23 protein-coding genes and 1 pseudogene are annotated in these 22,268 nt (G+C 65.3%); 18 read left to right on the top strand and 6 right to left on the bottom strand.

The window, feature by feature from the left end; translation table 11 throughout:
- Positions 1-2: 2 nt before the first annotated feature.
- On the bottom strand, positions 3-1,469 hold the full coding sequence (gene zwf / locus I4X03_RS20185) for a glucose-6-phosphate dehydrogenase (protein ID WP_223470032.1): 1,467 nt from the start codon (positions 1,467-1,469) through the stop codon (positions 3-5).
- A gap of 168 nt (positions 1,470-1,637) precedes the next feature.
- Positions 1,638-2,036, bottom strand: coding sequence for a response regulator (locus tag I4X03_RS20180; RefSeq protein WP_223470031.1), 399 nt, complete (start codon positions 2,034-2,036; stop codon positions 1,638-1,640).
- A gap of 262 nt (positions 2,037-2,298) precedes the next feature.
- Here I4X03_RS20180 and I4X03_RS20175 point away from each other — a divergent pair, with 262 nt between their 5' ends.
- Genes I4X03_RS20175 through I4X03_RS20140 form a run of 8 tightly spaced genes read left to right on the top strand, consistent with a single transcriptional unit; the run spans position 2,299 to position 8,504 of the window.
- Positions 2,299-2,799, top strand: coding sequence for a (2Fe-2S)-binding protein (locus I4X03_RS20175; RefSeq protein ID WP_223470030.1), 501 nt, complete (start codon positions 2,299-2,301; stop codon positions 2,797-2,799).
- Positions 2,796-4,988, top strand: coding sequence for a xanthine dehydrogenase family protein molybdopterin-binding subunit (locus I4X03_RS20170; protein WP_223470029.1), 2,193 nt, complete (start codon positions 2,796-2,798; stop codon positions 4,986-4,988). The genes I4X03_RS20175 and I4X03_RS20170 overlap by 4 nt, the downstream gene beginning before the upstream one ends.
- A gap of 16 nt (positions 4,989-5,004) precedes the next feature.
- Complete coding sequence (gene soxX / locus I4X03_RS20165) at positions 5,005-5,430, top strand: sulfur oxidation c-type cytochrome SoxX (RefSeq protein ID WP_223470028.1); 426 nt, start codon at positions 5,005-5,007, stop codon at positions 5,428-5,430.
- On the top strand, positions 5,427-5,882 hold the full coding sequence (locus tag I4X03_RS20160) for a SoxY-related AACIE arm protein (RefSeq protein ID WP_223470027.1): 456 nt from the start codon (positions 5,427-5,429) through the stop codon (positions 5,880-5,882). Before soxX ends, I4X03_RS20160 begins: the two co-directional genes overlap by 4 nt.
- Before the next feature lies 1 nt (position 5,883).
- Positions 5,884-6,207 (top strand): thiosulfate oxidation carrier complex protein SoxZ, encoded by a 324-nt coding sequence (gene soxZ, locus I4X03_RS20155; RefSeq protein WP_223470026.1) that lies wholly within the window; start codon positions 5,884-5,886, stop codon positions 6,205-6,207.
- Positions 6,204-6,959, top strand: coding sequence for a sulfur oxidation c-type cytochrome SoxA (gene soxA / locus I4X03_RS20150; RefSeq protein WP_223470025.1), 756 nt, complete (start codon positions 6,204-6,206; stop codon positions 6,957-6,959). The genes soxZ and soxA overlap by 4 nt, the downstream gene beginning before the upstream one ends.
- 10 nt (positions 6,960-6,969) lie before the next feature.
- Positions 6,970-7,260: a c-type cytochrome gene (locus I4X03_RS20145; protein ID WP_223470024.1), complete on the top strand. Its 291-nt coding sequence runs from the start codon at positions 6,970-6,972 to the stop codon at positions 7,258-7,260.
- A complete protein-coding gene (locus I4X03_RS20140; RefSeq protein WP_223470023.1) occupies positions 7,257-8,504 on the top strand; it encodes an NAD(P)/FAD-dependent oxidoreductase in 1,248 nt (415 codons plus the stop codon). Before I4X03_RS20145 ends, I4X03_RS20140 begins: the two co-directional genes overlap by 4 nt.
- A 53-nt stretch (positions 8,505-8,557) precedes the next feature.
- Here I4X03_RS20140 and I4X03_RS20135 read toward each other — a convergent pair whose 3' ends face one another.
- Entirely contained in the window at positions 8,558-9,709 is a 1,152-nt protein-coding gene (locus tag I4X03_RS20135) for an RCC1 domain-containing protein (RefSeq protein WP_223470022.1), read from the bottom strand.
- Between the two features lie 232 nt (positions 9,710-9,941).
- Here I4X03_RS20135 and I4X03_RS20130 point away from each other — a divergent pair, with 232 nt between their 5' ends.
- Entirely contained in the window at positions 9,942-10,316 is a 375-nt protein-coding gene (locus I4X03_RS20130) for a DsrE family protein (protein ID WP_223470021.1), read from the top strand.
- Positions 10,317-10,437: 121 nt separating this feature from the next.
- Positions 10,438-10,638: pseudogene (locus tag I4X03_RS23375) on the top strand (HPP family protein); the annotation flags it as partial.
- A 104-nt stretch (positions 10,639-10,742) separates the two neighbouring features.
- Here I4X03_RS23375 and I4X03_RS20120 read toward each other — a convergent pair.
- Both I4X03_RS20120 and I4X03_RS20115 read right to left on the bottom strand, forming a co-directional pair.
- On the bottom strand, positions 10,743-11,678 hold the full coding sequence (locus I4X03_RS20120; protein ID WP_223470020.1) for a PDR/VanB family oxidoreductase: 936 nt from the start codon (positions 11,676-11,678) through the stop codon (positions 10,743-10,745).
- Between the two features lie 5 nt (positions 11,679-11,683).
- Positions 11,684-12,616: a pyridoxamine 5'-phosphate oxidase family protein gene (locus I4X03_RS20115; protein WP_223470019.1), complete on the bottom strand. Its 933-nt coding sequence runs from the start codon at positions 12,614-12,616 to the stop codon at positions 11,684-11,686.
- A gap of 148 nt (positions 12,617-12,764) precedes the next feature.
- Here I4X03_RS20115 and I4X03_RS20110 point away from each other — a divergent pair, with 148 nt between their 5' ends.
- From I4X03_RS20110 to I4X03_RS20100, 3 genes are all read left to right on the top strand, one after another.
- On the top strand, positions 12,765-13,649 hold the full coding sequence (locus I4X03_RS20110) for a LysR family transcriptional regulator (protein ID WP_229428246.1): 885 nt from the start codon (positions 12,765-12,767) through the stop codon (positions 13,647-13,649).
- A gap of 76 nt (positions 13,650-13,725) precedes the next feature.
- Positions 13,726-14,523: an alpha/beta hydrolase family protein gene (locus I4X03_RS20105; RefSeq protein ID WP_223470018.1), complete on the top strand. Its 798-nt coding sequence runs from the start codon at positions 13,726-13,728 to the stop codon at positions 14,521-14,523.
- Between the two features lie 66 nt (positions 14,524-14,589).
- Positions 14,590-15,816 (top strand): EAL domain-containing protein, encoded by a 1,227-nt coding sequence (locus I4X03_RS20100; RefSeq protein WP_223470017.1) that lies wholly within the window; start codon positions 14,590-14,592, stop codon positions 15,814-15,816.
- A 2-nt stretch (positions 15,817-15,818) separates the two neighbouring features.
- On the opposite strand, the gene I4X03_RS20095 is transcribed toward I4X03_RS20100, so the two are convergent.
- Positions 15,819-16,775, bottom strand: coding sequence for an AraC family transcriptional regulator (locus I4X03_RS20095; protein ID WP_223470016.1), 957 nt, complete (start codon positions 16,773-16,775; stop codon positions 15,819-15,821).
- A 130-nt stretch (positions 16,776-16,905) separates the two neighbouring features.
- On the opposite strand from I4X03_RS20095, the gene I4X03_RS20090 reads away from it, so the two are divergent.
- The 5 genes from I4X03_RS20090 (at position 16,906) to nhaA (ending at position 22,208) form a co-directional block, all read left to right on the top strand.
- Positions 16,906-17,442 carry a carboxymuconolactone decarboxylase family protein gene (locus I4X03_RS20090; RefSeq protein WP_223470015.1) on the top strand — a complete coding sequence of 179 codons (537 nt, stop codon included), beginning with the start codon at positions 16,906-16,908 and terminating at the stop codon, positions 17,440-17,442.
- A 42-nt stretch (positions 17,443-17,484) separates the two neighbouring features.
- A complete protein-coding gene (locus tag I4X03_RS20085) occupies positions 17,485-18,261 on the top strand; it encodes an alpha/beta fold hydrolase (protein ID WP_223470014.1) in 777 nt (258 codons plus the stop codon).
- A 166-nt stretch (positions 18,262-18,427) separates the two neighbouring features.
- The gene (locus I4X03_RS20080; RefSeq protein ID WP_223470013.1) at positions 18,428-18,994 is read left to right on the top strand and encodes a YceI family protein; all 567 of its coding nucleotides are present in this window, start codon (positions 18,428-18,430) and stop codon (positions 18,992-18,994) included.
- Between the two features lie 45 nt (positions 18,995-19,039).
- Positions 19,040-20,803, top strand: coding sequence for an amidohydrolase (locus I4X03_RS20075; protein WP_223470012.1), 1,764 nt, complete (start codon positions 19,040-19,042; stop codon positions 20,801-20,803).
- A 172-nt stretch (positions 20,804-20,975) separates the two neighbouring features.
- On the top strand, positions 20,976-22,208 hold the full coding sequence (gene nhaA / locus I4X03_RS20070) for a Na+/H+ antiporter NhaA (RefSeq protein ID WP_223470011.1): 1,233 nt from the start codon (positions 20,976-20,978) through the stop codon (positions 22,206-22,208).
- Positions 22,209-22,268 lie beyond the last annotated feature (60 nt).

Raw genomic sequence — 22,268 nt, 5'->3', positions numbered from 1 at the left:
GCTTATTCGATCCAGTTGAAGCCATCGCGCGCCAGCAGCGCGAACGACGCGCTCGGCCCGCGCGAACCGGCCGCATAGGCATCCGGCTTCTCGCCCAGCACGCCCCAACCGTTGATGATCGGATCGGCCCACGACCACGCCGCTTCCAGTTCATCGCGCCGCATGAAGTGGGTCAGGCGGCCGCGCACCACGTCGATCAGCAGGCGTTCATAGGCTTCGGCGCGGCGCTGCTGGAAGGCCGATTGCAGGTCCAGGTTGAGTTCGACCTGCTGCATCTGCATGCCGCTGCCCGGTTGCTTGGCCATGATCTGCAGCTTGATCGCTTCTTCCGGCTGCAGTTCGATGACCAGGCGGTTGGCGACGCCGCCCGGGGTTTCCGGGAACAGCGGAAACGGCGGGTTGGTAAATTCGATCACGATTTTCGACGAGCGGCGCTCCATGCGCTTTCCGGTGCGCAGGTAGAACGGCACTTTCGACCAGCGCCAGGTGTCGACGTGGGCGCGCAGCGCGACGAAGGTTTCGGTCTTCGAGTCGGCCGGAACGTTCGGCTCTTCCATGTACCCCGGCACTTCCTCGTTGCCGCTGACGCCGCGCACATATTGCCCGCGTACCGTGTCGCGTGCGATGTCGGCCAGGCTGAAACGGCGCAGCGAGCGCAGCACCTTGAGCTTTTCGTCGCGCACGGCGTCCGGCGCCAGCGAGGTCGGCGGCTCCATCGCGACGATGCACAGCAGTTGCAGCAGGTGGTTCTGCACCATGTCGCGCATGGCCCCGGTGCTGTCGTAGAACCCGGCGCGGCTGCCCACGCCGACTTCCTCGGCCACGGTGATCTGCACGCTGGAGATGTTCGGCGCGCGCCACAGCGGTTCCAGGATCGAGTTGCCGAAGCGCAGCACCATCAGGTTCTGTACGGTTTCCTTGCCCAGGTAATGATCGATGCGGTAGATCTGCGATTCGGCGAAATGCTTGCCGACCGCCTCGTTGATGTCGACCGCGGAGGCCAGGTCGCGGCCCAGCGGCTTTTCGAGCACGACACGGGCGTTCTTGTCGACCAGTCCGGCATCGGACAGCTTGTCGCAGATGGTGATGAAAAGCGACGGTGCGGTCGACAGGTAAAACACCCGCTGCGCACCTGCGCGCGAGGCCTGCGCCAGCGCGCTGAAGTCGGGTGCGGCCTGTACGTCGAGCCTGACGTATTCAAGCAGCTGCAGGAAGCCGTCCCAGGTGCGCTGGTCGAAGTTGGTGCTGGCGATGAAGGAGCGCGAATGTTCTTCAACATGGGCGAGATAGGCTGCGCGGTCGAACTGCTGGCGTCCGGTGGACAGGATCCTGGTCGTCGGCTCCAGGTTGCCGTGCAGGTAAGCCATGTAGAGCGCTGGAAGCAGCTTGCGCATCGCGAGGTCGCCCATGCCGCCGAAGATGATCATGTCGAGGGGGAGACCGGTATCAGGCACTGTCGTGGATGTCATGCTGGTTCTTTGCTGAAGGACGTTAGGAAAATGTCGGGCATTTACCCGAAGGCACCTAACTATTATGCCAGCCCCGCCGGGACGCCGCTCTGTGCGCTGCAATTCTCGCCGCGAAGCGAATGCGCCAGTGCCGGCAGCCTTGAACCAGGTGCCCGGTCCGGCCAGTGCTTAGTTCAGCCGGCGCGCCGCAGCTGCCTGGACGACGATACTTTCGATCAGGTCGATCGACGCCGGCTTGGCCAGATGGAAGTGAAAACCGCATTGCTGGCATTTGAGCCGCGTTGCCGCATCGGTCCATGCGGTCAGCGCGACAATGCAGGTGCGCTCGAGCACGGCCAGCGCGCGCAAGGCGATGCAGACCTCGAAGCCATTCATGCCGGGCATGCCAATGTCGAGGAAGATGACGTCAGGCTTGAACGCCTCGGCTTGCGCTATCCCTGCAGGGCCATCGAGCGCGTAACGCGTGTCATGCCCCAGGATGGCGACCAGATCGCAAAGCATGTGGGCGGCGTCGCTGTTGTCGTCGATGACAAGCACGCGCTGTGGAGTAGGGGTAGAAATGGACATGGCTGTTCCGCTGTGGCTAAAGACGGCGGAGCTGGGCCGATGAGAGACGTGCCGCGTTGTTCAGGCAGACACGGGCGAATCTTAACATGTGGCCATGTTCGGTGCAATTCAGCGAGGGAAAATGCGATATGGAAACTACATCGGTATCCGCGTTCGCCCTGTAAATACCCGAAAAAAACACCGGGTCGCGACGGTGCGGCCAGTGTTGAACGGATGTAATATACACGGCACTCGCATGATCAACCCACTACAGGAGCACTGCATGGCGAAGCTGAATGTCAACGGCACGGACCGCGAATTCGAGGCGGAAGACGACACGCCGCTGTTGTGGGTGCTGCGTGAGCAGCTTGGACTGACCGGCACCAAATACGGCTGCGGGATCGCCGCCTGCGGCGCCTGCACCGTCCATATCGATGGCGAGCCGACCCGCACCTGCGTGCGCCCGGTGTCGACAGTGACCGACAAGCAGAAGATCATCACCATCGAAGGCCTGTCGAAGGACGGCAGCCACCCGGTACAAAAAGCCTGGGCCGCGCTCGACGTGCCGCAATGCGGGTTCTGCCAGTCGGGCATGATCATGGCCGCCGCCGCGCTGCTCAAGCAAAAAGCCAAGCCGACCGACGCCGACATCGACGCGGCCATGACCAACATCTGCCGCTGCGGCACCTACAACCGCATCCGCGCCGCCATCAAGGTGGTGGCCAAGGGCGGCGACGCCAAGTCGGCCGGCCTGACCATCCAGCACGTGGGAGACAAAGCATGAGCCGCGACGACAACGCAGTGCCAGCATCGCCATCGCGCCGCGGCTTCCTGAAAACCTCCGCGGCCAGCGCCGCCGGCTTGATGGTCGCCTTCCACATTCCGTTTGGCGACGCGCAGGCGCAAGGCGCGGCCGCGCCCGAAGTCAACGCCTGGGTGGTGGTGCGACCCGACGACACCATCGTGGTGCGCATCGCGCGCTCGGAGATGGGCCAGGGCACGCTGACCGGGCTGGCACAGCTGGTCGTCGAAGAACTCGACGGCGACTGGAGCCGCGTCACCACCGAATATCCGACGCCGGGCGAGAACCTGGCGCGCAAGCGGCCATGGGGCAGCTTCTCCACCGGCGGCAGCCAGGGCATCCGCGGTTCGCAAGACTATGTCCGCAAGGGCGGCGCCAGCGCGCGCATGATGCTGGTGCAGGCCGCGGCCGACGAGTGGAAAGTGCCGGCGGCCGAGTGCACGGCGTCGAGCAGCGTAATCACGCACACGCCGACCGGCCGCAAGACCAGCTACGGCAAGGTCGCGGCAGCCGCCGGCAAACTGGCGGTGCCCACCGACGTCAAGCTGAAGGACCCGAAGGACTGGAAGCTGGCGGGCAAGCGCCTGGCGAGGCTGGACACGGTCGACAAGACCACCGGCGCGCAAATCTACGGCATGGACCTGACCATGCCCGGCATGCTCAACGCATCGATCAAGGACTGCCCTGTATTTGGCGGCAAGGTCAAAAGCTTCGACGCCGCCGCAGTACTCAAGCGCCCCGGCGTGAAGAAGGTGGTGCAGGTGGGCGATAGCGCTGTCGCGGTGGTGGCCGATACCTGGTGGCGCGCCAAGACCGCGCTCGATGCGCTGCCGATCGTGTGGGACGAAGGCCCCAACGCCAAGCTCTCGAGCGCCGATGTGGCTGCGACCCTGAAGGCGGGCCTGGAAGCGGCCGATGCGGTGGTCGGCCACCAGCAGGGCGACGCGCGCGCGGCCATCGGCAAGGCGGTGCGCAAGGTGGAGGCGGTGTATTCGTACCCGCACCAGAACCACGCGACGATGGAAACCATGAACGCCACGGTGAAGTTCACGCCGGAGCGATGCGAAGTGTGGACGCCGACGCAAAACGGCGAAGCGGCACTGGCCGCGGCGTCCGAAGCGTCCGGCCTGCCGCCTGAAAAGTGCGAGGTCTATAAAATCCATCTGGGCGGAGGTTTTGGCCGCCGCGGCGCCACCCACGACTGGGTGCGCCAGGCCGTGGCGATCGCCAGGGAGATGCCCGGCACGCCGGTCAAACTGATCTGGACGCGCGAAGAAGACATGCTGCATGGCCGTTACCATCCGGTCACCCAGTGCAAACTGACCGCCGGCCTGGATGCCAAGGGCGAGGTCACCGGCCTGCACATGCGTATCTCGGGACAGTCGATCCTGGCGTCGGTGCTGCCGCAAAATATCAAGGACGGCAAGGACCCGGTCGTGTTCCAGGGCCTGAACGCGCCCGGTCCCGACGCGTCGATCGGCTACACTTTCCCCAACCTGCTGGTGGACCATGCGATGCGCAATCCGCCGGTGCCGGCCGGCTTCTGGCGCGGCGTGAACCTGAACCAGAACGCGATCTACCTCGAGTGCTTCATCGACGAGATCGCGCACGCCACCAAGCAGGATCCGCTGGCGCTGCGACGCAAGCTGATGGCCAACCATCCGAAGCACCTGGCGGTGCTCAATGCCGTCGCCGAGCGCGCGGGCTGGGGCAAGAAGCCGCCGAAGGGCGTGTTCCGCGGCTTGGCGCAGACCATGGGTTTCGGCAGCTATGTCGCGGCCTGCGCCGAGGTCTCGGTCAGCAAGGACGGCAAGCTGAAGATTCACCGCATCGTGGCGGCCACCGATCCGGGCCACGCAGTGAACCCGCAGCAGATCGAGGCGCAGGTGGAGGGCTCGTTCGTGTATGGCTTGTCGGCCGCGCTGTATGGCGAGTGCACGCTCAAGGATGGCCGCATGGAGCAGGACAACTTTAGCACGTATCAGGTATTGAAGATGGACGAGATGCCGAAGGTCGAGACCATCACGATGCCGTCGGGTGGCTTCTGGGGCGGCGTGGGCGAGCCGACGATTGCCGTCGCCGCGCCAGCGGTGCTGAACGCGATCTTCGCCGCCACCGGCAAGCGCGTGCGCGACCTGCCGCTTAAAAACCACAGCCTGAAAAAGGCGTAACGGTGCGGGACCAGGCGTGACGGTCCGTCTCGCCGCCATCCTGCTGTCCTGCGCGTGCACCCTGGCGCAGGCACAGGAGGGCCTTTCCACGCCGCTGACCGCCACGCCGGGCGACGCCGTCCGCGGCCGCGCGATCGTGGCCAACCGCCAGCTCGGATTGTGCCTGCTGTGCCATACCGGCCCGATTCCCGAAGAGCGCTTCCAGGGCAACCTGGCGCCCGACCTGTCTGGCGCGGGTGACCGCTGGACCGAAGCGCAACTGCGCTTGCGGATGGTCGACTCGCGCCGCATTAACCCTGGCACCATCATGCCGGCCTACTACGCGAGCGAAGGGCTGCAACGCGTGCCCACCCAGTTGAAAGACAAAACCATCCTGAGCGCGCAGCAGGTCGAAGACGTGGTAGCGTACCTTCAGACTTTACGACAGCAGCCGAGCCAATGACAGACACAGCCAATCTTCACCGACGCAAACTGCTCGCAGCAGGCATCGCCGTTGCCATCGCCGGTCCGGTGTTTGCCACGCCCGCCGAGATGGCGGCGGCGATCGGCGCCTTTACCGGCGGGGCTGCGCCCACAGCAGGCAGGGTCAAGCTGGATGTGGCCGCGCTGGTCGACAACGGCAATGCGGTGCCCATCACCGTGGCGGTCGACAGCCCGATGACCGCGGCAGACCATGTAACAGCGATTGCGGTTTTCAACGAGCGCAATCCGCAGACCGATGTGGTCAAGTTCACGCTTGGCCCGCGTTCCGGCAAGGCGCAGGTATCGACCCGCATCCGCATGGCCACATCGCAGAAGCTGATTGCGGTGGCGCGCATGAGCGACGGCAGCTTCTGGTCCGGCAGCGCCGACGTGATCGTCACGCTTGCCGCCTGCATTGAAGGAGAGGGCTGAGATGGCACGCGCATTGATCAATATGCCGAAAACAGCCAGGCGCGGTGAGATCATCGAAATACGCGCGCTGATCGGCCACACGATGGAAACCGGCTACCGGCCCGGCGCCGACGGCGTGGTGCAGAAGCGCGACATCATTCGCCGTTTCACGGTTCGCTACAACGGCGAACAGGTGTTTGCGGCCGAACTGCATCCGGCCATCTCGGCCAATCCATACATCGCATTCCATACCGTGGCGACCGACACCGGCACGCTCGAATTCTTGTGGGAAGGCGATAACGGTTTCTCGCAAACGGAGACCGCCGCAATCACGGTGGCCGGATGAAGCGCGCCTTTGGGTTGCTGGCCTGTGCGCTCGCGCTTGGCGCCGCCGCCGACGAACGCAAGTCCGGCGCCCAGTTCATGGGCGCGTCGACCCAGGCCATGCAGCGCGACGACACGCTAAACCCTGCCATGCTGTGGGTGGGAGACGGCGAGGCGCAATGGCAGGCGAAAGCCGGCAGGGACGGCAAGTCGTGCGCCAGCTGCCACGGCGACGCCAGCGCGGGCATGCGCGGCGTGGCTGCGCGCTTTCCGGCCTTCGACACCCACAGCAAGCTGCCGATCAACCTTGCGCAGCGCATCAACCAGTGCCGCGTGGGCAAGCAGAAGCTGCCGCCGTGGCGCCCCGAGAGCCGCGAACTGCTGGCGATGGAAGCCTACGTTGCGCTGCAGTCGCGCGGCATGCCGGTGGCGCCGCCGCGCGACGCGCGCCTGAAGCAGCCGACCGAGCGCGGAAAGCAGCTGTTCAACCAGCGGATCGGCCAATTGAATTTGTCGTGCGCGCAGTGCCATGACGCCAACTGGGGCAAGCGGCTGGCGGGCAGCACGATACCGCAAGGGCACGCGAGCGCGTATCCTATCTACCGGCTGGAATGGCAGGACATGGGATCGCTGCAGCGGCGCCTGCGCAATTGCATGAGCGGCGTGCGCGCCGAGGTGCCGCCGTATGGCGCGCTTGAATTGGTGGAGCTGGAACTGTACCTGGCCGCGCGCGCCAGGGGAATGGCGATGGAGTCGCCGGGTGTGCGGCCTTGAAAGGGTGATCATGCGGATCGGATTGACGCTTGGGATGGTGCTGGCGCTGGCCAGCAGTGCGGCGGCCGCCAACGGCCAGCGCCTGTACGCGAGTTGCGCGGCGTGCCACGGCACCAACGGCGCCGGCGCGGGCAATGCCCTGCCGGTGCTGGCAGGGCAGCCGAAGGACGCGCTGGTGGCGAGCATGCGCGCGTTCAAAACCGGTGCGCGTCCCGCTACCATCATGCATCAGATCTCAAAGGGCTACACCGACAAGCAGATCGAAGAGATCGCGGTGTATTTGTCGAGGCAGAAGCCATGAAGCGCCGTCAGTTCATTCATGCGGCGGGGACTGCGGCGGCCCTGGCATCGACCGGCTGCGCCAGTATTGGCGGGCAAGCCAGGCCCCATGTGCTGGTGATCGGCGGCGGCTACGGCGGCGCGACCGCGGCGAAGTATGTGCGAATGTGGAGCGAGGCGGCGATCGAGGTCACGCTGGTCGAGCCGAACGCCAGCTTTGTCTCCTGCCCGCTGTCCAACCTGGTGCTGGGTGGATCGCGCCAGCTGGGAGAGCTCACGATGAGCTATGCAGCACTGTCGTCAAAACACGGCATCCGCGTGATTCACGATACGGCGCGAGCCATCGACGCGGTTCAACGCACTGTCACGCTGGCAGGCGGGCAGGTGCTGCGCTACGACCGCCTGATCGTTTCGCCTGGCATCGACTTCATGTTTGACGACTTGCCCGGATCAAGCACCGCGATGCATGCGTGGAAAGCGGGACCGGCGACGCTGGCGCTGCGCGCCGCGCTGGAACAGATGCCCGATGGCGGCACTTTCGTCATGACCATTCCAGCGGCGCCGTATCGCTGCCCTCCGGGCCCCTACGAGCGTGCCTGCCAGGTAGCGCAGTATTTCAGCCGCGCCAAGCCGCGCGCCAAGGTGCTGATCCTCGACGCCAACGACGACGTGGTCTCGAAAGGCGCGCTGTTCAAGCGGATCTGGTCGCAGCGCTATCGCGGCATGATCGACTACCGGCCGCAATTCAAGACGGTGAGGGCGCAGGCGAATGCGGTGTTTTCCGAACTGGGGGACCGCGTCGATGCGCACGTACTCAATATCATTCCGCCCCAGCGTGCCGGCGCCATCGCCGTGCAATCCGGACTGGCAAACCTGAACCAGCGCTGGTGCGGGGTGAATTTCCTCAGCTTCGAATCGACTGTGCATGCCAACGTCCACGTGCTCGGCGACGCCATCCAGACCTCGCCGTTCATGCCGAAGTCCGCGCACATGGCGAACCAGCATGCGAAAGTGTGCGCGGCGGCGGTGGTGGACATGCTGGGCGGCCGTGCACCGGACGCCCATCCGGTGCTCACCAACACCTGCTACAGCTTCGTCTCCGACAGCGACGTCATTCACGTGGCGTCGGTGCATGCGTACGACGCGGCGCAAAAGACGCTGATCGTGGTGCCGGGGTCGGGCGGCGTCTCGGCCAACGCCAGTGCGCAGGAGGGCGTGTATGCGTTCAACTGGGCCCGCAATATCTGGGCCGACACGCTGGGCTGATCAGGCTCGGATAGCCGGCGCCGCCGCCCCGGCCACCCGCAAAACACGTCGCATCAGAACTGCGGCAGCTGGCGGAAGCCATGGGCCGGGATGCCGGACGTCACACCCAGCCTGCAATAGGACGTGCCCCACAGCGTTCCGTTGCGCTTCTCGATGATGGTGCATGAGTCCCCGGCCCATACCTTGCGCACGCCGGTCGCTACCTGGGTGAGCGTGGGCGCGCCCCCCGTTGTGCCATCGCCGAACTGTCCTTCTGAATTGCTGCCGTGCGCCCAGAGCGTTCCGTCGGTCTTCAGCGCCATCGTGTAATACGCGCCGGCCGCGAGCGAGGCATAACCCTGTCCGGCCAGCACCGGCACGTCCTCTGTGCCGACCTCCCCGCGGTTCGGCGCATTGCGGCCCCACGCCCATAGATCGCCGTTTTTCTTGAGGCCATAGGTAGCGCCATAGGCAGTGGCGAGCGCCTGGTAATCGTCGCCGATTTTTTTCACGACAAATGGCGCGTCCGAGATATTTTCGTGCCACGACCATATGCTGCCGTTTGCCTGCAGCGCCATCGATAGCCCGCTGCTGCCCCCGGCAAGGGCGGAGAAGCCCGAGCCGAACTGGTGCGGGGTGAACTGGCGCTCCCACGAATTCGGAACCGGACTCGAACGGGAACCCCAGGCCCATAATGATCCATCACGCTTTAGTCCGACCACCCGGCCCCCGGCGCTGGTGTGCGAGCCCTTTGCCGCGACTTCGATGAAGTCCTTGCCAATTTCAATCGGGGTTGGGCTGCCGGCCCTCGGGCCATCGGCAAACGTGCCGGCATTGTTGGAACCCCATGCCCACAAGGTGCCGTCGGTCCGGATTCCCAGCACCGATTCCTCGCTCACTTCCAGCTTGGTGTAGTTGGTCCCCAGTTGCGTGCGCGTGATCACGGTATTGGCCGCGGTGCTGGCGGTCCAGTCGTTTTCCCACACCCACAATGTACCGTCGGCCTTCACCACGTTCACCCTGGAATTGAGTTCGCCAATGTCGAGCACTGGCGTGAGATGCTCGACTGCCTTGCTGGACAGGCTGGTCGTGGCGGTGGCCGATTGGAAGACCTGCAGCGTCCGGCTACCGGCGCTGCCCGATGGGGTACAACTGAACACCCGGCGCGTTTTACTGCCGCCGGCGGCTTCGGTGACTGCGGCGCAACCATCGAGCTGGAAGCGCATGTGGCGGCAGCGGAAGGCTGGGTTGACGGAGCGGTAGCGACAGTGATCACTGTAAATTGCTTGTGCCGCTAGCGATATTGTCCTTTGGTGCAGTCGGGTGTGACGCTGAGCCATTGCGCTGGCCGAAACAATCAATTTCGCCCCGCCCCGTTTCGCTCCCGGGCGCAAGTTCCTAAGATGGCTTGGTCGACTACCGACACATCAACCAAGCCACTCACGCAAAGGAATCATCATGAAAGCAGCCATCATCGTCTTCTCCGATCCAACACACGGCGGCGAAGAAGCCCTCGGCCGGTTGTTCAACGCCCTGGCGGCCGCCTACGACTTCAAGCAGCGCGGCACCGACGTGGCGATCTATTTCCAGGGTACGGGAACCCGCTGGGCCGGGGTCGTCGGCAAGCCGGACCATCCGGTGCACGCGCTGTACAACGCGGTGGCCGACACGGTCGCCGGGGTGTCCTGCGGTTGCGCCGATGTGTTCGGCGCGCGCGAAGAAGCGGAAAAAAACGGTTTCGACCTGATCACCGACAACAGCGTGCCGGGCACCTCGGGCCTGCCGAGCATTGCGCAGCTGTCGGAGCAGGGCTACACCATCTTCAGTTTCTAGGCGCCGCACGGTCGGCAGCCGCGCAGGCGGCTGCCTTCAAGCTGGCAGTGGCGATTGCACGAAAAGACAGTCATGTCGTCAGGGCCGCGGCGACCGGGCGGCGTTGCCGCCGTACGCCGGTATGCGCAACATCCTGCGGGCCTGGCTCGGCGCCGCGATTGCACTGATGCCGCTGACCCGCACCGCGCATGCGCGGGCCGTCTCGAATCCTGTAATCATCTTGCTGGCGCCGCCGGGGCGGGACTTACTGCTGTTCCCGACCGTGAGCGGCGCATTGGCCGTGACCGTGGTTGCGCTGGTCTACAACAACGCCACGCGCACGGCGCGCTATCCGAAGCACTGGCAGGCAGGAAGCGGCGGACCGACATTGTCCGCCGCTAAGGCCGGCCCACCGCGCGACATGCTTGCCTGTCGCGGGGGGCACTGCTACAGGTCCAACTCCAGATCATCGCCCGCGGCCCATGAAACGCAGGTCGTCATCCCCTGCGCCCGCTGGCCGGGCGTGAGGCAGGCGTCGCGGTGGATCGGCTCGCCGGCAACGACATTGGCGAAGCAGTGGCCGCACTCGCCGCGTTTGCAGTCGAAGGACACGAACGCATCGGCGGCAATCATTGCGTCCAGGATAGACGTGCCCGGCATCACGTCGATGCGCATGTCGCTCTGGCGCAGGTACAGCTTGATGGGCCGGTCGGTGGCTGCGCTGCGCGCACCGAAGCTTTCGACATGCACATTGGCCATCGGCCAGCCCAGCGCGGCGGCTGCGGTACGGATGGCGTCGAGTAAGGACGCCGGTCCGCAGGCGTGCAGCTCGCTGCCTTCGCTGTAGGCGCCGATCATTGCCTGGAGGTCCGGACGGTTGCCCGACTCGGTCGTATAGGTGGCCAGCTGCCCATGCGCCAGCCGGTCGACCTCGTGCAGCAGCACCAGCCGCCCGGCGTCGCGGGCGAGGTAGTGCAGCTCGAACCGGCTGCCGCCGCGATCCAGCGCGCGCGCCATCGAGACCATGGGGGTGATGCCGATCCCGCCGGCGATCAGCAGGTTGCGCGCGCTGCCGGTGTGCAGTGCGAAGTTGCCCATCGGCGCGCTCACCGAAATCCGCATGCCGGCGATGTACTCGTCATGCAGCACGCGCGATCCGCCGCGTCCTGCCGCCTCGCGCTGGACGGCGATGCGCAGTTGCGCGCCGGGTTCGCCAATCAGCGAATACGCATTGCGGTGGCGCTCGCCCGACTGCGCGGCGATATCGAGTTCGACATGGTCGCCCGCTTGCCACGCCGGTGCGGCGCCGCCGTCCACCCGCACCAGGCGAAATTCCTTGACCGCCGGGCCATGCTGCAAGATGCTGTCGATGAAATAGTCCATGGTCGTCACCCCTCCGCGGTTGGCAGGTTGAACGGCGATGCATCGAGGTATTCCCACTCCAGCCGCTGCGGCACCTGGCGCAGGACCCAGCTGGCGATCTCGACTTCCCAGAAGCGCCCGGTGCCGCCGGTCAGGTTGGCCGGGTCGGGCTGATCCCACAGCACCCGCGCGGCGCCGCTGATCTGCAGCAGGCGCTGCCCCGCGAAATCCGGAATGCACAGGCCCACGCGCGGGTCGAGTTCAAAATTGCCGAAGCTGTTGAACAGGCTGTTGCCGGCGTAGTCGGGAATGCGCAGCGTGCGTTCGCCGGTAACCTGTACGAATCCTGGATTGCCGCCGCGGTGCGATGCGTCGGCCCCGGTGTCGGCGTTGGTGCTGGCGACGAAGACGGTGTCGGCTGCGCGGATCAGGGTGGCGACAAGGCCGCCGATGGCCGCGCCGGTCGCAACGCCTCCGGCCTCGTGGAATTCGCCTTGTGCCCGCAAGTGGCGGCGCTGGATGAACTTGGGACAGTTCGGGTAGGCTTCGCCGACCCGGATGTCGATGGCGGCGCAGTCGTCGCGCTCGATGGTGCCGTTGATCCGGTAGCGGCGGCGCGTGCCGAGCTCGATGAAGAGCATCCCGACTGCCGGGTTGAAGCGGATATTGTCCCAGAACGGCTCGCTGTCGGCGCGGCGTTCGGCGGGAACGTCGAGCGTGACGACGGTGGCGCTGTCGGCATGGACAAAGCCCGGCTGGCCGTAGACGACCGACGACCAGACCGCGCCGCCGGCGTCCACGCTGGCCAGCACCACCATGAATTGTTTGGCGATGAAGGGCCGGGCGCCGCCGAGGATGGTGTCGGCGATGACGCTGCCGTTGCGCTCGGCCATGGCCGCTTCTCCGGCACGTTCCTGCACCGCGCGTTCGCCCGGGTGGAAGCTGAATTTGGTCTGCATGATGTTCTCCTGGGTAGCGAACCGGGCAAGCTGCCCGGTTTTGATTGTCGATGGAGATATTTTGGGAAATAATGAGGGGAAATAGAATCCCCGCCCGCCGACATTCACTGTTTCGCCAGGAGTAACGCTCATCGACCAGGTCCATCTGATGCAGGTTTTCGTCACCGTCAGCGAGGAGGGCGGGTTTGCCGCGGCATCGCGCAAGCTCGATGTCTCGCCGGCGGCGGTCACGCGCGCCATCGTGGCGCTGGAGGAACAGCTCGGTACCGTGCTGCTGCAGCGGACCACGCGCAATGTGCGCCTGACCGACGCCGGCCGCCAGTACTTCGACGATTCGCGCGCCATCCTCGCCAGCATCGCCGAGGCCAATGAAGCCGCGTCCGGCGTCAATGCCGAACCGCGCGGGCAGCTGTCGGTGACGGCGTCGGTGCTGTTCGGGCGCATGTACCTGATGCCTTGCATCGTCGAGTACATGCAGCGCCATCCCCAGGTCGAGGTGAGCGCGCACCTGCTGGACCGGGTGGTCAATATCGTCGAAGAGGGCATCGACGTGGCGGTGCGCATCGGCCACCTTCCCGATTCGTCGCTGCGCGCATTCCGGGTCGGCCAGATCCGGCGCGTGCTGTGCGCTTCGCCTGCCTACCTGGCGGCGCATGGGGTGCCCGGGCATCCGTCGGACCTGCTGCAGCACACCATCGTCTCGTCGAGCGCGATCTCGCCGCGGGTCGAATGGCACTTCGGCAGCGGCGCGGAGCAGCTGACCGTGCGCATGAAGCCGCGCCTGGTGGTGACCAGCAATGACGCGGCGATGCAGGCGGCCCTGGGCGGACTCGGGATCACACGATTGCTGTCCTACCAGGTCGCCCAGGAAGTGGCGCGCGGCGCCCTGGTCCTGGTGCTGGAGAATTTCGAAGAGGCGCCGTGGCCGGTGCAGGTCGTGCACCGGGAAGGCAAATACGGCGCGTTCAAAGTGCGCGCGTTTATCGATTGCGTGGTCGAGCGGCTGCGCGCCCAGCCGGAGCTGCAGGGCTGAGCGTGGCGGCGTCGACGGGCGCCACCGGCTTGGGTGTACAGTAGCGCTGTTCCGGCTTCCTGATCTGGAGGATCACATGACTCAGCAGCGTATTGAATTCCCCGGCGCGCACGGCACCATGCTGGCCGCGCGCCTGGACGCGCCCGCCGGCCCGATCCGCGCCTACGCGCTGTTCGCGCATTGCTTCACCTGCGGCAAGGACGTGTTCGCGGCGACCCGTATTTCCCAGGCGCTGACCGAGCACGGCGTGGCCGTGCTGCGCTTCGACTTCACCGGGCTGGGCGCCAGCGACGGAGAATTCGCGAACACCAATTTCTCGTCGAATGTCGCCGACCTCGTGGCAGCGGCCGATTATCTGCGCCGGCACCACCATGCGCCGGCGGTGCTGATCGGCCACAGCCTGGGCGGGGCGGCGGTGCTGGCCGCTGCCGAGCAGGTGCCGGAAGCGCGCGCCGTGGTCACGGTGGCCGCCCCCAGCGATCCCTCGCACGTGGCCGGGCTGTTCCGCGATCAGCTGGCCCAGATCGAAGCCGACGGCGAGGCCGAAGTCAAGCTGGCCGGGCGCACTTTCCGCATCCAGCGCCAGTTCCTGCACGACGCCGCCCAGCATCGCCTCGGCGAAACGGTCGCGCGCATGCGCAAGGCGCTGCTGGTGATGCATTCGCCGCGCGACCAGACCGTCGATATCAGCAACGCGCTCGACATCTTCACCCATGCCAAGCATCCGAAAAGCTTCGTTTCCCTCGACACGGCCGACCACCTGCTGAGCCAGAAGAGCGACGCGCTCTACATCGCCAATGTGATCGCCGCCTGGAGCGAGCGCTACCTGCCGCCCGCGCCGGGCGGGCACAGGGACGGCGAAAGACCCGGCTGACGGCTGGAAAAATTTACCGGATGGACTATGCTGAAAGTCCATTCGTCGCAGCGGGCAGGGTGCCATATGATCACCGCGCAAGATATCGAGGCCGGACTCGGCGCCCGCCAGTTCCAGTTGTACTATCAGCCGAAGTTTTCGATGGCCCATGGCGAAGTGTGCGGCTCGGAAGCGCTGGTGCGCTGGTGTCCGCCTGACGGCAGCGTGATCGAACCCGGCGCATTTCTTCCGCTAACCCACAGCGCCGGCCTGTCGCCCCGGATGAGCGCCTACATCGTCGCGCGCCTGTTCGAGGACATGGCGGTACTTGGCCCGACCCGGTTTGCGCCTGTGTCCTTCAACACCGTGGCCACCGATTTCGAAGATGACGCCCTGAGCGGGCAGATTTTCGCCGGCATGGCCGCCACCGGTACCGCCCCCGCCTCGCTGGAAATCGAAATCACCGAGCACCATGCGCTGTCGTGCAGCCCGCGCGTGCTGGCCAACATCAGGCGCCTGCGCGAGGCCGGTCTCGGGCTGGTCATGGACGACTATGGCCTGGGCTATTCGTCGGTCGACACCCTGAGCAAATGGCCATTTACCTCGATCAAGCTCGACCAGGGGCTGGTGCAGCGGATGCTCAACTCGGACAAGAATGCGGGCATCGTGCGTTCGGCGATCCGGATGGCGCATGAACTCGATATTGGACTGGTGGCCGAAGGCGTCGAGACGGCGGCCCAGTACCACTTCCTGGTCGAAGCAGGCTGCATGAAGATGCAGGGCTACCTGATCAGCCGGCCGCTGGCATTGGCGGCGCTGATCGCGCATGAGCGCTTCGCGCCGTGTCCGGTGTCGATGGCGGTCGGGCTGGTGCAGATGGCGATCGTCGACCATATCCAGTGGCGCCGCAAGATGGTGGCCTACACGCTGCGCCACGCCGGCGAGCCGGCCGACTCGCCGCAGCGCGCGGCCACCGACTTTCCAACACTGAATTGCGACAAGTGCCAGATCGGGCGCTGGTACCGCAACGAGGGCGCGACGCTGGCCGGTTCGCCGACCTTCGCGCTGTCGGAGCGCGCCCATCGGCGGCTGCACGCGATCGGCGCCGAGCTGGTCGAGCGCATGGGCCAGGGGGCGGATCTGGAGCAGGTGCGGCCAATGCTGGGCTCTTTGCAGCAGACCTCGCTCGAGCTGCTCGGCTCGCTGCTGTCGCTGGAGGACCATGGGCTGGCCACGATCTACGCCAGCGGCAAGCCGGCGCCGGAGGGGGCCGCACGGGTGTGCGGCCTGGAGATGCCGGCCGCTGTCATGTGAGCTTAGGGCGCTGCCGGGCTGCCCCCCAGCAAGGAAAACGTGTTTTCGACCGGCGCCGCCTTGCGCCAGATGCCGGGTGTGCTGCCGTAGAAGCGGCTGAAGGCCCGGTTAAAGGCCGCTTCGGACTGGTAGCCCACCGCATTGGCGATGATTGCCACGTTGCGTCCATCGCCGCGCAGCAACTGGGCCGCGCGCGCCATGCGGATCCGCATCAGCATGTCGCCCGGCGTCATCCCGGCGGCCTTGCCGAAGTGGCGCGCGAAGCTGGCGCGCGACATGTGGCACGCTTCGGCCAGCTCGTCGACCGACCACTGGCGCGCCGGATCGTCAAGCATCGCCTGCAAGCCGCGCCGCAAGCGCGGGTCCGCGAGCAGGCTGAGCATGCCGGACTGGGCCGGGGCTTGCTCGGTCCAGGCGCGCAGGATCAGGGCGAACAGCACCGAGGCCAGCTGGCGCACGATGACGGACGAGCCGAGCCGGGTCGCCTGGGCTTCCTTGCGCAGCAGCTGGATCAGCAGGGCCATCTCGTCCAGGTCGCTGCGATGGGCGTGGCGTACGTGCAGCACTTCCGGCAGGGACGACATCAGGGTGCCCGCGACATCGGGTTCGAAACTGAAGTGCCCGCATAGCATCTCGTTCTGCACGCCATGGCCGCCGTTGGCGACCACCGGCAAGGCGTCGCTGTAGGTCACCTCGATACTGGTGCCGCTGCTGTCGCCGTCGGCGAACAGGGTGTGGGCCATGCCCGAGGGCAGCACCACGATATCGCCTTCCTCCAGCAAGGCCGCGCGCACATTGGGGGTATGCAGCCAAACGTTGCCGGAGGTGATGATGTGGTAGGGCGCCGTGCCGGCCCCGGCCTGCGCATTCTCCAGCGACCACGGCGCGCCCAGCTTGCAGGCGAGCTCAAGGTCGACGTCGACCGGATAGAGGTGGAGCAGGCGGCTCAGCAGGTCCATGGTGCTTTTTCCTTGGTTGAGACTGTGGAGCAAATTTCTGAGCCATTGTGTCACCAATACGCTTTTTGGTCCATCTATAGTCTAGTCATCCGGAAACGTTCCGGCCTCAACCGACTATAAAGGACATCGTATGACCCGCCTGAACTCGCAACCTGTCTCCCAAGCCACCGGCCCAGCCGCCGACATCTTCGCCAGCATCCAGGCCGCCATCGGCGTGGTGCCGAACGCCTACGCCGGCATCGGCACCAACAGCCCGAACGTGCTCAGCACGCTGCTGGCGATGGACGCCACCCTTGCAAAGGGTTCGCTGAGCAAAAAGGAAGTCGAAACCATCAAGCTGGCCTTGAGCCAAGACACCGGTTGCGACTATTGCCTGGCCGCCCACACCATGATCGGCAAGAGCGCCGGCCTGAAAAAAGAGCAGATCCTGGCCGCGCGCCACGGCAGCGCATCGGGCGACGACCGCCTCGACGCCCTGGCGCTGTTCGCCCGCACCGTGCACGGCACCAAGGGAACGGTGCCGGTGGAAACGGTCGATGCGGTCAAGGCTGCCGGCTACACCGACACGCAGATCGTCGAGTCGTTGCTGGCCATCTCCGCGATTCTCTTCACCAATTATTTCAACCGCGTCAACGACACGGTGCTTGATTTCCCGAAGGCAGACTGATTGTCGCCCTTGTCCACTAAAAAACACTTAAAAGGAACCACCATGAACAAGCTCAAAACCGCCGCCGCCGCCCTGATGATCGCCGCCGCCTCCGCCGCCGCGGCCGCCCCGGCCGTCAAGCCAACCGTCATCCTGGTGCATGGCGCCTTCGCCGACGCCACCAGCTGGAACGGCGTGGCCGCCAAACTGCGCAAGGACGGCTACACCGTCATCGGCGCCGCCAATCCGCTGCGTAGCGTCAAAGGCGACGCGCAGGTGGTGTCGAACATCGTCAAGAGCATCGACGGTCCGGTGGTCCTGGTCGGCCACTCCTACGGCGGCTCGGTGATCAGCGCCGCGGCCAATGGCAACGCCAACGTCAAGAGCCTGGTCTATGTCGCCGCGTTCGCACCGGAACAAGGGGAAACCGCGCTCGAACTGTCCGGACGCTTCCCTGGCGGCACCCTGGGCCAGGCGCTGGCCACCCCGGTCGTGCTGGCCGAAGGCGGCAAGGACTTCTACATCCAGCAAGACAAATTCCACAAACAGTTCGCCGCGGACTTGCCGAAAGCCGAGGCCGCGCTGATGGCCGTTGCCCAGCGTCCGATTGCCGAGGCGGCGCTGACGGAAGCGTCCGCTGCGCCGGCATGGAAGACGCTGCCGTCTTACTTTATCTACGGCACCGGCGACAAGAACATCCCGGCCGCGGCGCTTGGCTTCATGGCCGAACGCGCCAAGTCGCGCAAAACCGTGACGGTGGCAGGCGCTTCGCACGTGGTGATGACCTCGAACCCGGCCGCCGTGGCCAGCTTGATCGAAGCGGCCGCTGGCGCAAACTAAGGCCGCGATCCGCCAGGTTCGCCTGGACAGTATCGTTCGATAATTTCGACGATAGAGCTGCAAATTTTCCGTTTTTTAAAGTTGGGCGGACCCGGCATACTGCATTCCTCGCCTACAAGAAGCCGTGCATCCCAAGCCGGATTCGCCCACTTTAAAGGACAGCATCATGAAAAAAATTGCACTCTTCTTCCTCGCGGCCACGGTCTCGCTGGGCGCGCTGGCAGCGCCCGAGACCTACGCCATCGACGGTTCCCATACCTTCCCGCGTTTCGAATACAGCCACTTCGGCTATTCGACCCAGGTCAGCCGCTTCGACAAGACCAGCGGCACCATCGTCCTCGACCGCGCCGCCAGGACCGGTTCGGTCAATGTCACCATCGACACCACCAGTGTGAACACCGGCTTCCCGCTGTTTAACGAGCACATCCAGGGCGAAGACTTCCTCGACACCAAGAAATTCCCGACGATTACATTTAAATCGACTAAGCTGAATTTCGCGGGCGACAAGCCGGGATCGGTCGACGGCGACCTGACCATCAAGGGCGTCAGCAAGCCGGTGCGCCTGGAAGTCACCTCGTTCCACTGCATGCCGCACCCGCTGCTGAAGAAGGATGCCTGTGGCGCGAATGCGGTCGCCAAGATCAAGCGCAGCGAGTTCAACGCTGGCAAGCACGCACCGTATGTCGGCGACGAAGTCACCTTGACCATCGCGGTCGAAGCAGTCAAACAATAATCCTCGGTCAACCATCGTGCCGCAGTGCGGCGTCAGGATATAAAAATGAAACCATCTTCGTACCTCTTTTTGGCGGGCCTGGCAGCGGCCGGCATGGCCCAGGCGCAAGCGGATTTGATCCTGACGAACGGCAAGATCGCCACGATGGTGAAACAGGGCGAATTTGTCCAGGCGGTCGCGATCAAGGACGGCAAGATCGCCGCCGCTGGCAGCAATGCGGCCGTGCTCAAGCTCAAGCGCGCCGATACCAAGGTGATCGACGCCCAGGGCCGCACAGTCATTCCAGGCCTGAACGATTCGCACACCCACGTGATCCGCGCCGGACTGAACTACAACATGGAGCTGCGCTGGGACGGCGTGACGTCGCTCAAGCGGGCGCTGGAGATGCTCAAGGAGCAGGCCGCGCGCACGCCCGACGGCCAATGGGTGAAGGTGGTGGGCGGCTGGAGCGCGCACCAGTTCGACGAAAAGCGCATGCCGACCCTCGCCGAGATCAACGCCGCCGTGCCGGACAAGCCGGTGTTCATCCTGTACCTGTACGGCCTCGGCTTCCTGAACAAGAAGGGCGTCGAGACGCTCGGCTACAACAAGGACACCAAGTACAAGGACGGCGTCATCGAACTGGACGCCAAGGGCGAGCCGACCGGCCTGCTGGTGGCCAAGCCAAATGCGATGGTGCTGTATTCCACGCTTGGCAAGACCAACAAGCTTGGCCGCGCGGACCAGGTCAATTCGTCGATCCACTTCTACCATGAACTCAACCGCCTCGGCGTGACCAGCGCGATCGACGCCGGCGGCGGAGGGCAGGCTTATCCGGACGACTACAGCGTCAGCATCGAACTGGCGCGCCAGGGCAAGGTCACGGTCCGCACCTCGTACTTCCTGTTTGCGCAAAAGCCGGGCACCGAGCTGGCCGACTTCCAGCGCTGGATGGACCAGACCAGGCCGAACAAGAATGACCACATGCTGTATCCGAACGGCTTCAGTGCCGAAGGCGCGGGCGAAAACCTGGTGGCGAGCGCCGGCGACTTCGAAAACTTCCTCGAGCCGCGTCCCGACCTGCCCGGGCATATGGAAAGCGAACTGGAGCCTGTGATCAGCCTGCTGGTCAAGAACCGCTGGCCGTTCCGCCTGCATGCGACCTATGCCGAAAGCATCGAGCGCGACCTGGCCGTGATCGAGCGCGTCAACCAGAAGACGCCGTTCAATGGATTGCGCTGGATTGTCGACCATGCGGAAACCATCACCGACGACCAGCTCAAGCGCATCAAGAAGCTCGGCGGCGGGGTGGCGGTGCAAAACCGCATGTTCTTCCAGGGCGAGTCGTACTGGGAACGCTACGGCGCCCAGGCACGCCAGATGCCGCCGATCCGCAAGATGCTCGAGCTCGGCGTGCCGGTGGGCCTCGGCACCGACGGCACCCGCGTCAGCAGCTATGCGCCGTGGCCGGCCCTGTACTGGGCGGTGACCGGCAAGACCGCCGGCGGCATGAGGATGTGGCAGGACCGCGACGTGCTGAGCCGCTTCGAGGCGCTGCGCCTGATGACGACCGGCAGCGCATGGATGAGCGGCGAGGAGCAGCTGAAGGGCACGATCCGCACCGGCCAGTACGCCGACCTGGTGGTGCTGCCGGCAGATTACTTCTCGATCCCCGCGGAAGACATCAAGAAGCTCGACAGCGTCCTCACCATCGTCAACGGCCAGGTGGTGTACGGCGCCGGTCCTTACCAGTCGCTGGCGCCGCAGCTGCCGCCGGTGTCGCCAGCCTGGAGTCCGGTCGGCGCCTACGGCGGCTACCAGAACAAGTAGCCGCGTTCGGCCGGCACGCCGTCGGCCGGCATCGCGGCACGCATGACGGCGCAGTGCGCCGTCATGCGTGACTCTTTCCCGTTATAATCTATGCAAGGGTGATCATGCCGTAACGGCATGACAGGATGCGCGATGGTCGGGCCGCCACGCGGTACCTTTGCGTCCATCACCCATGCGTATTGAAAAACAGCTCTCACTCTCCTTCAAAAAATTCATCCAGTCCAGTAAAGCCGGCGGCATCGTGCTCATCGCGTGCACGCTGGTCTCGATGGCGCTCGCCAATTCGCCGGTGGCCGAGGGCTATCTCGGGTTCTGGCAGCTGAAAGTGGCCGGCCTGAGTATCGAGCACTGGATCAACGACGCGCTGATGGCGATCTTCTTCCTGCTGATCGGCCTGGAACTCGAACGCGAGCTGTATAACGGCGAATTGTCCGACCTGCGCAACGCCATGCTGCCGATGCTGGCCGCGGCCGGCGGCATTGCCGTCCCCGCGCTGATTCACTTCGGCCTCAACTACGGCTCGCCGACCCAGCCCGGCATCGGCATCCCGATGGCCACCGACATTGCCTTCGCGCTGGGCGTGCTGGCGCTGCTTGGCAGCCGGCTGCCAGCGTCGCTCAAGATCTTCCTCACCGCGCTGGCCGTCATGGACGACCTTGGCGCGATCATGGTCATCGCGGTGTTCTACACGGCCGAGCTGTCGCTGGCTTACCTTGCCGCGGCGTTCGCCGTGTTTGCGGCGCTGGTGGCGATGAACCGGGTGATGCGCGTCATGCGCTTGCTGCCGTATCTGGTCGGCGGCGCCTTGATGTGGTTCCTGATGCTCAAATCCGGTGTCCATGCGACCATCGCCGGGGTGCTGCTGGCCTTCGCGATTCCCTACTCGTCGGTGCAGGACGATGCCAGGTCGCCTTCGCACCGGCTGGAAAACGCGCTCCACATTCCGGTCGCCTTCCTGATCTTGCCGGTGTTTGCGCTGGCCAACACCGGCATCGCGATCGCCCCCGGCTGGACCCAGGAACTGTTGTCGGCGAATAGCCTAGGCGTCCTGCTCGGTCTGCTCGTGGGCAAGCCCGTGGGCATCTTCCTGTTCAGTTTTGCCGCGGTGGCGCTGGGCCTGTGCAGGTTGCCGCTCGACCTGGCCTGGCGCCACGTCCTTGGCGCCGGCCTGCTTGGCGGCATCGGCTTCACGATGTCGATCTTCATCACCAACCTGGCGTTCACGGGGCAGGCCGATGTCATCAACTCGTCCAAGATGGCCATCGTGATCGGTTCGCTGTTGGCCGGCGTCATCGGGTTTGTCTGGCTGAAGTTCATGGGCGCGCCGCTGGCTTCGGACACCAATCCGGATACGATGGACTTCGACAGCGGGCCGGAGCCTGGGCGGGAAAAAACAGCAGGCTGATTCAAGTTTTGTAGCAGGCAGCGCGGCATACTCCGGGTGTGGGCCGCGTCGCGGCCCGGA

It is taken from the genome of Massilia soli, from assembly GCF_016809835.1.
Lineage (GTDB): Bacteria > Pseudomonadota > Gammaproteobacteria > Burkholderiales > Burkholderiaceae_D > Telluria_A > Telluria_A soli.
Note: the sequence above shows the minus strand (reverse complement) of the source record. Positions and strands in the feature narration are given on the sequence as shown.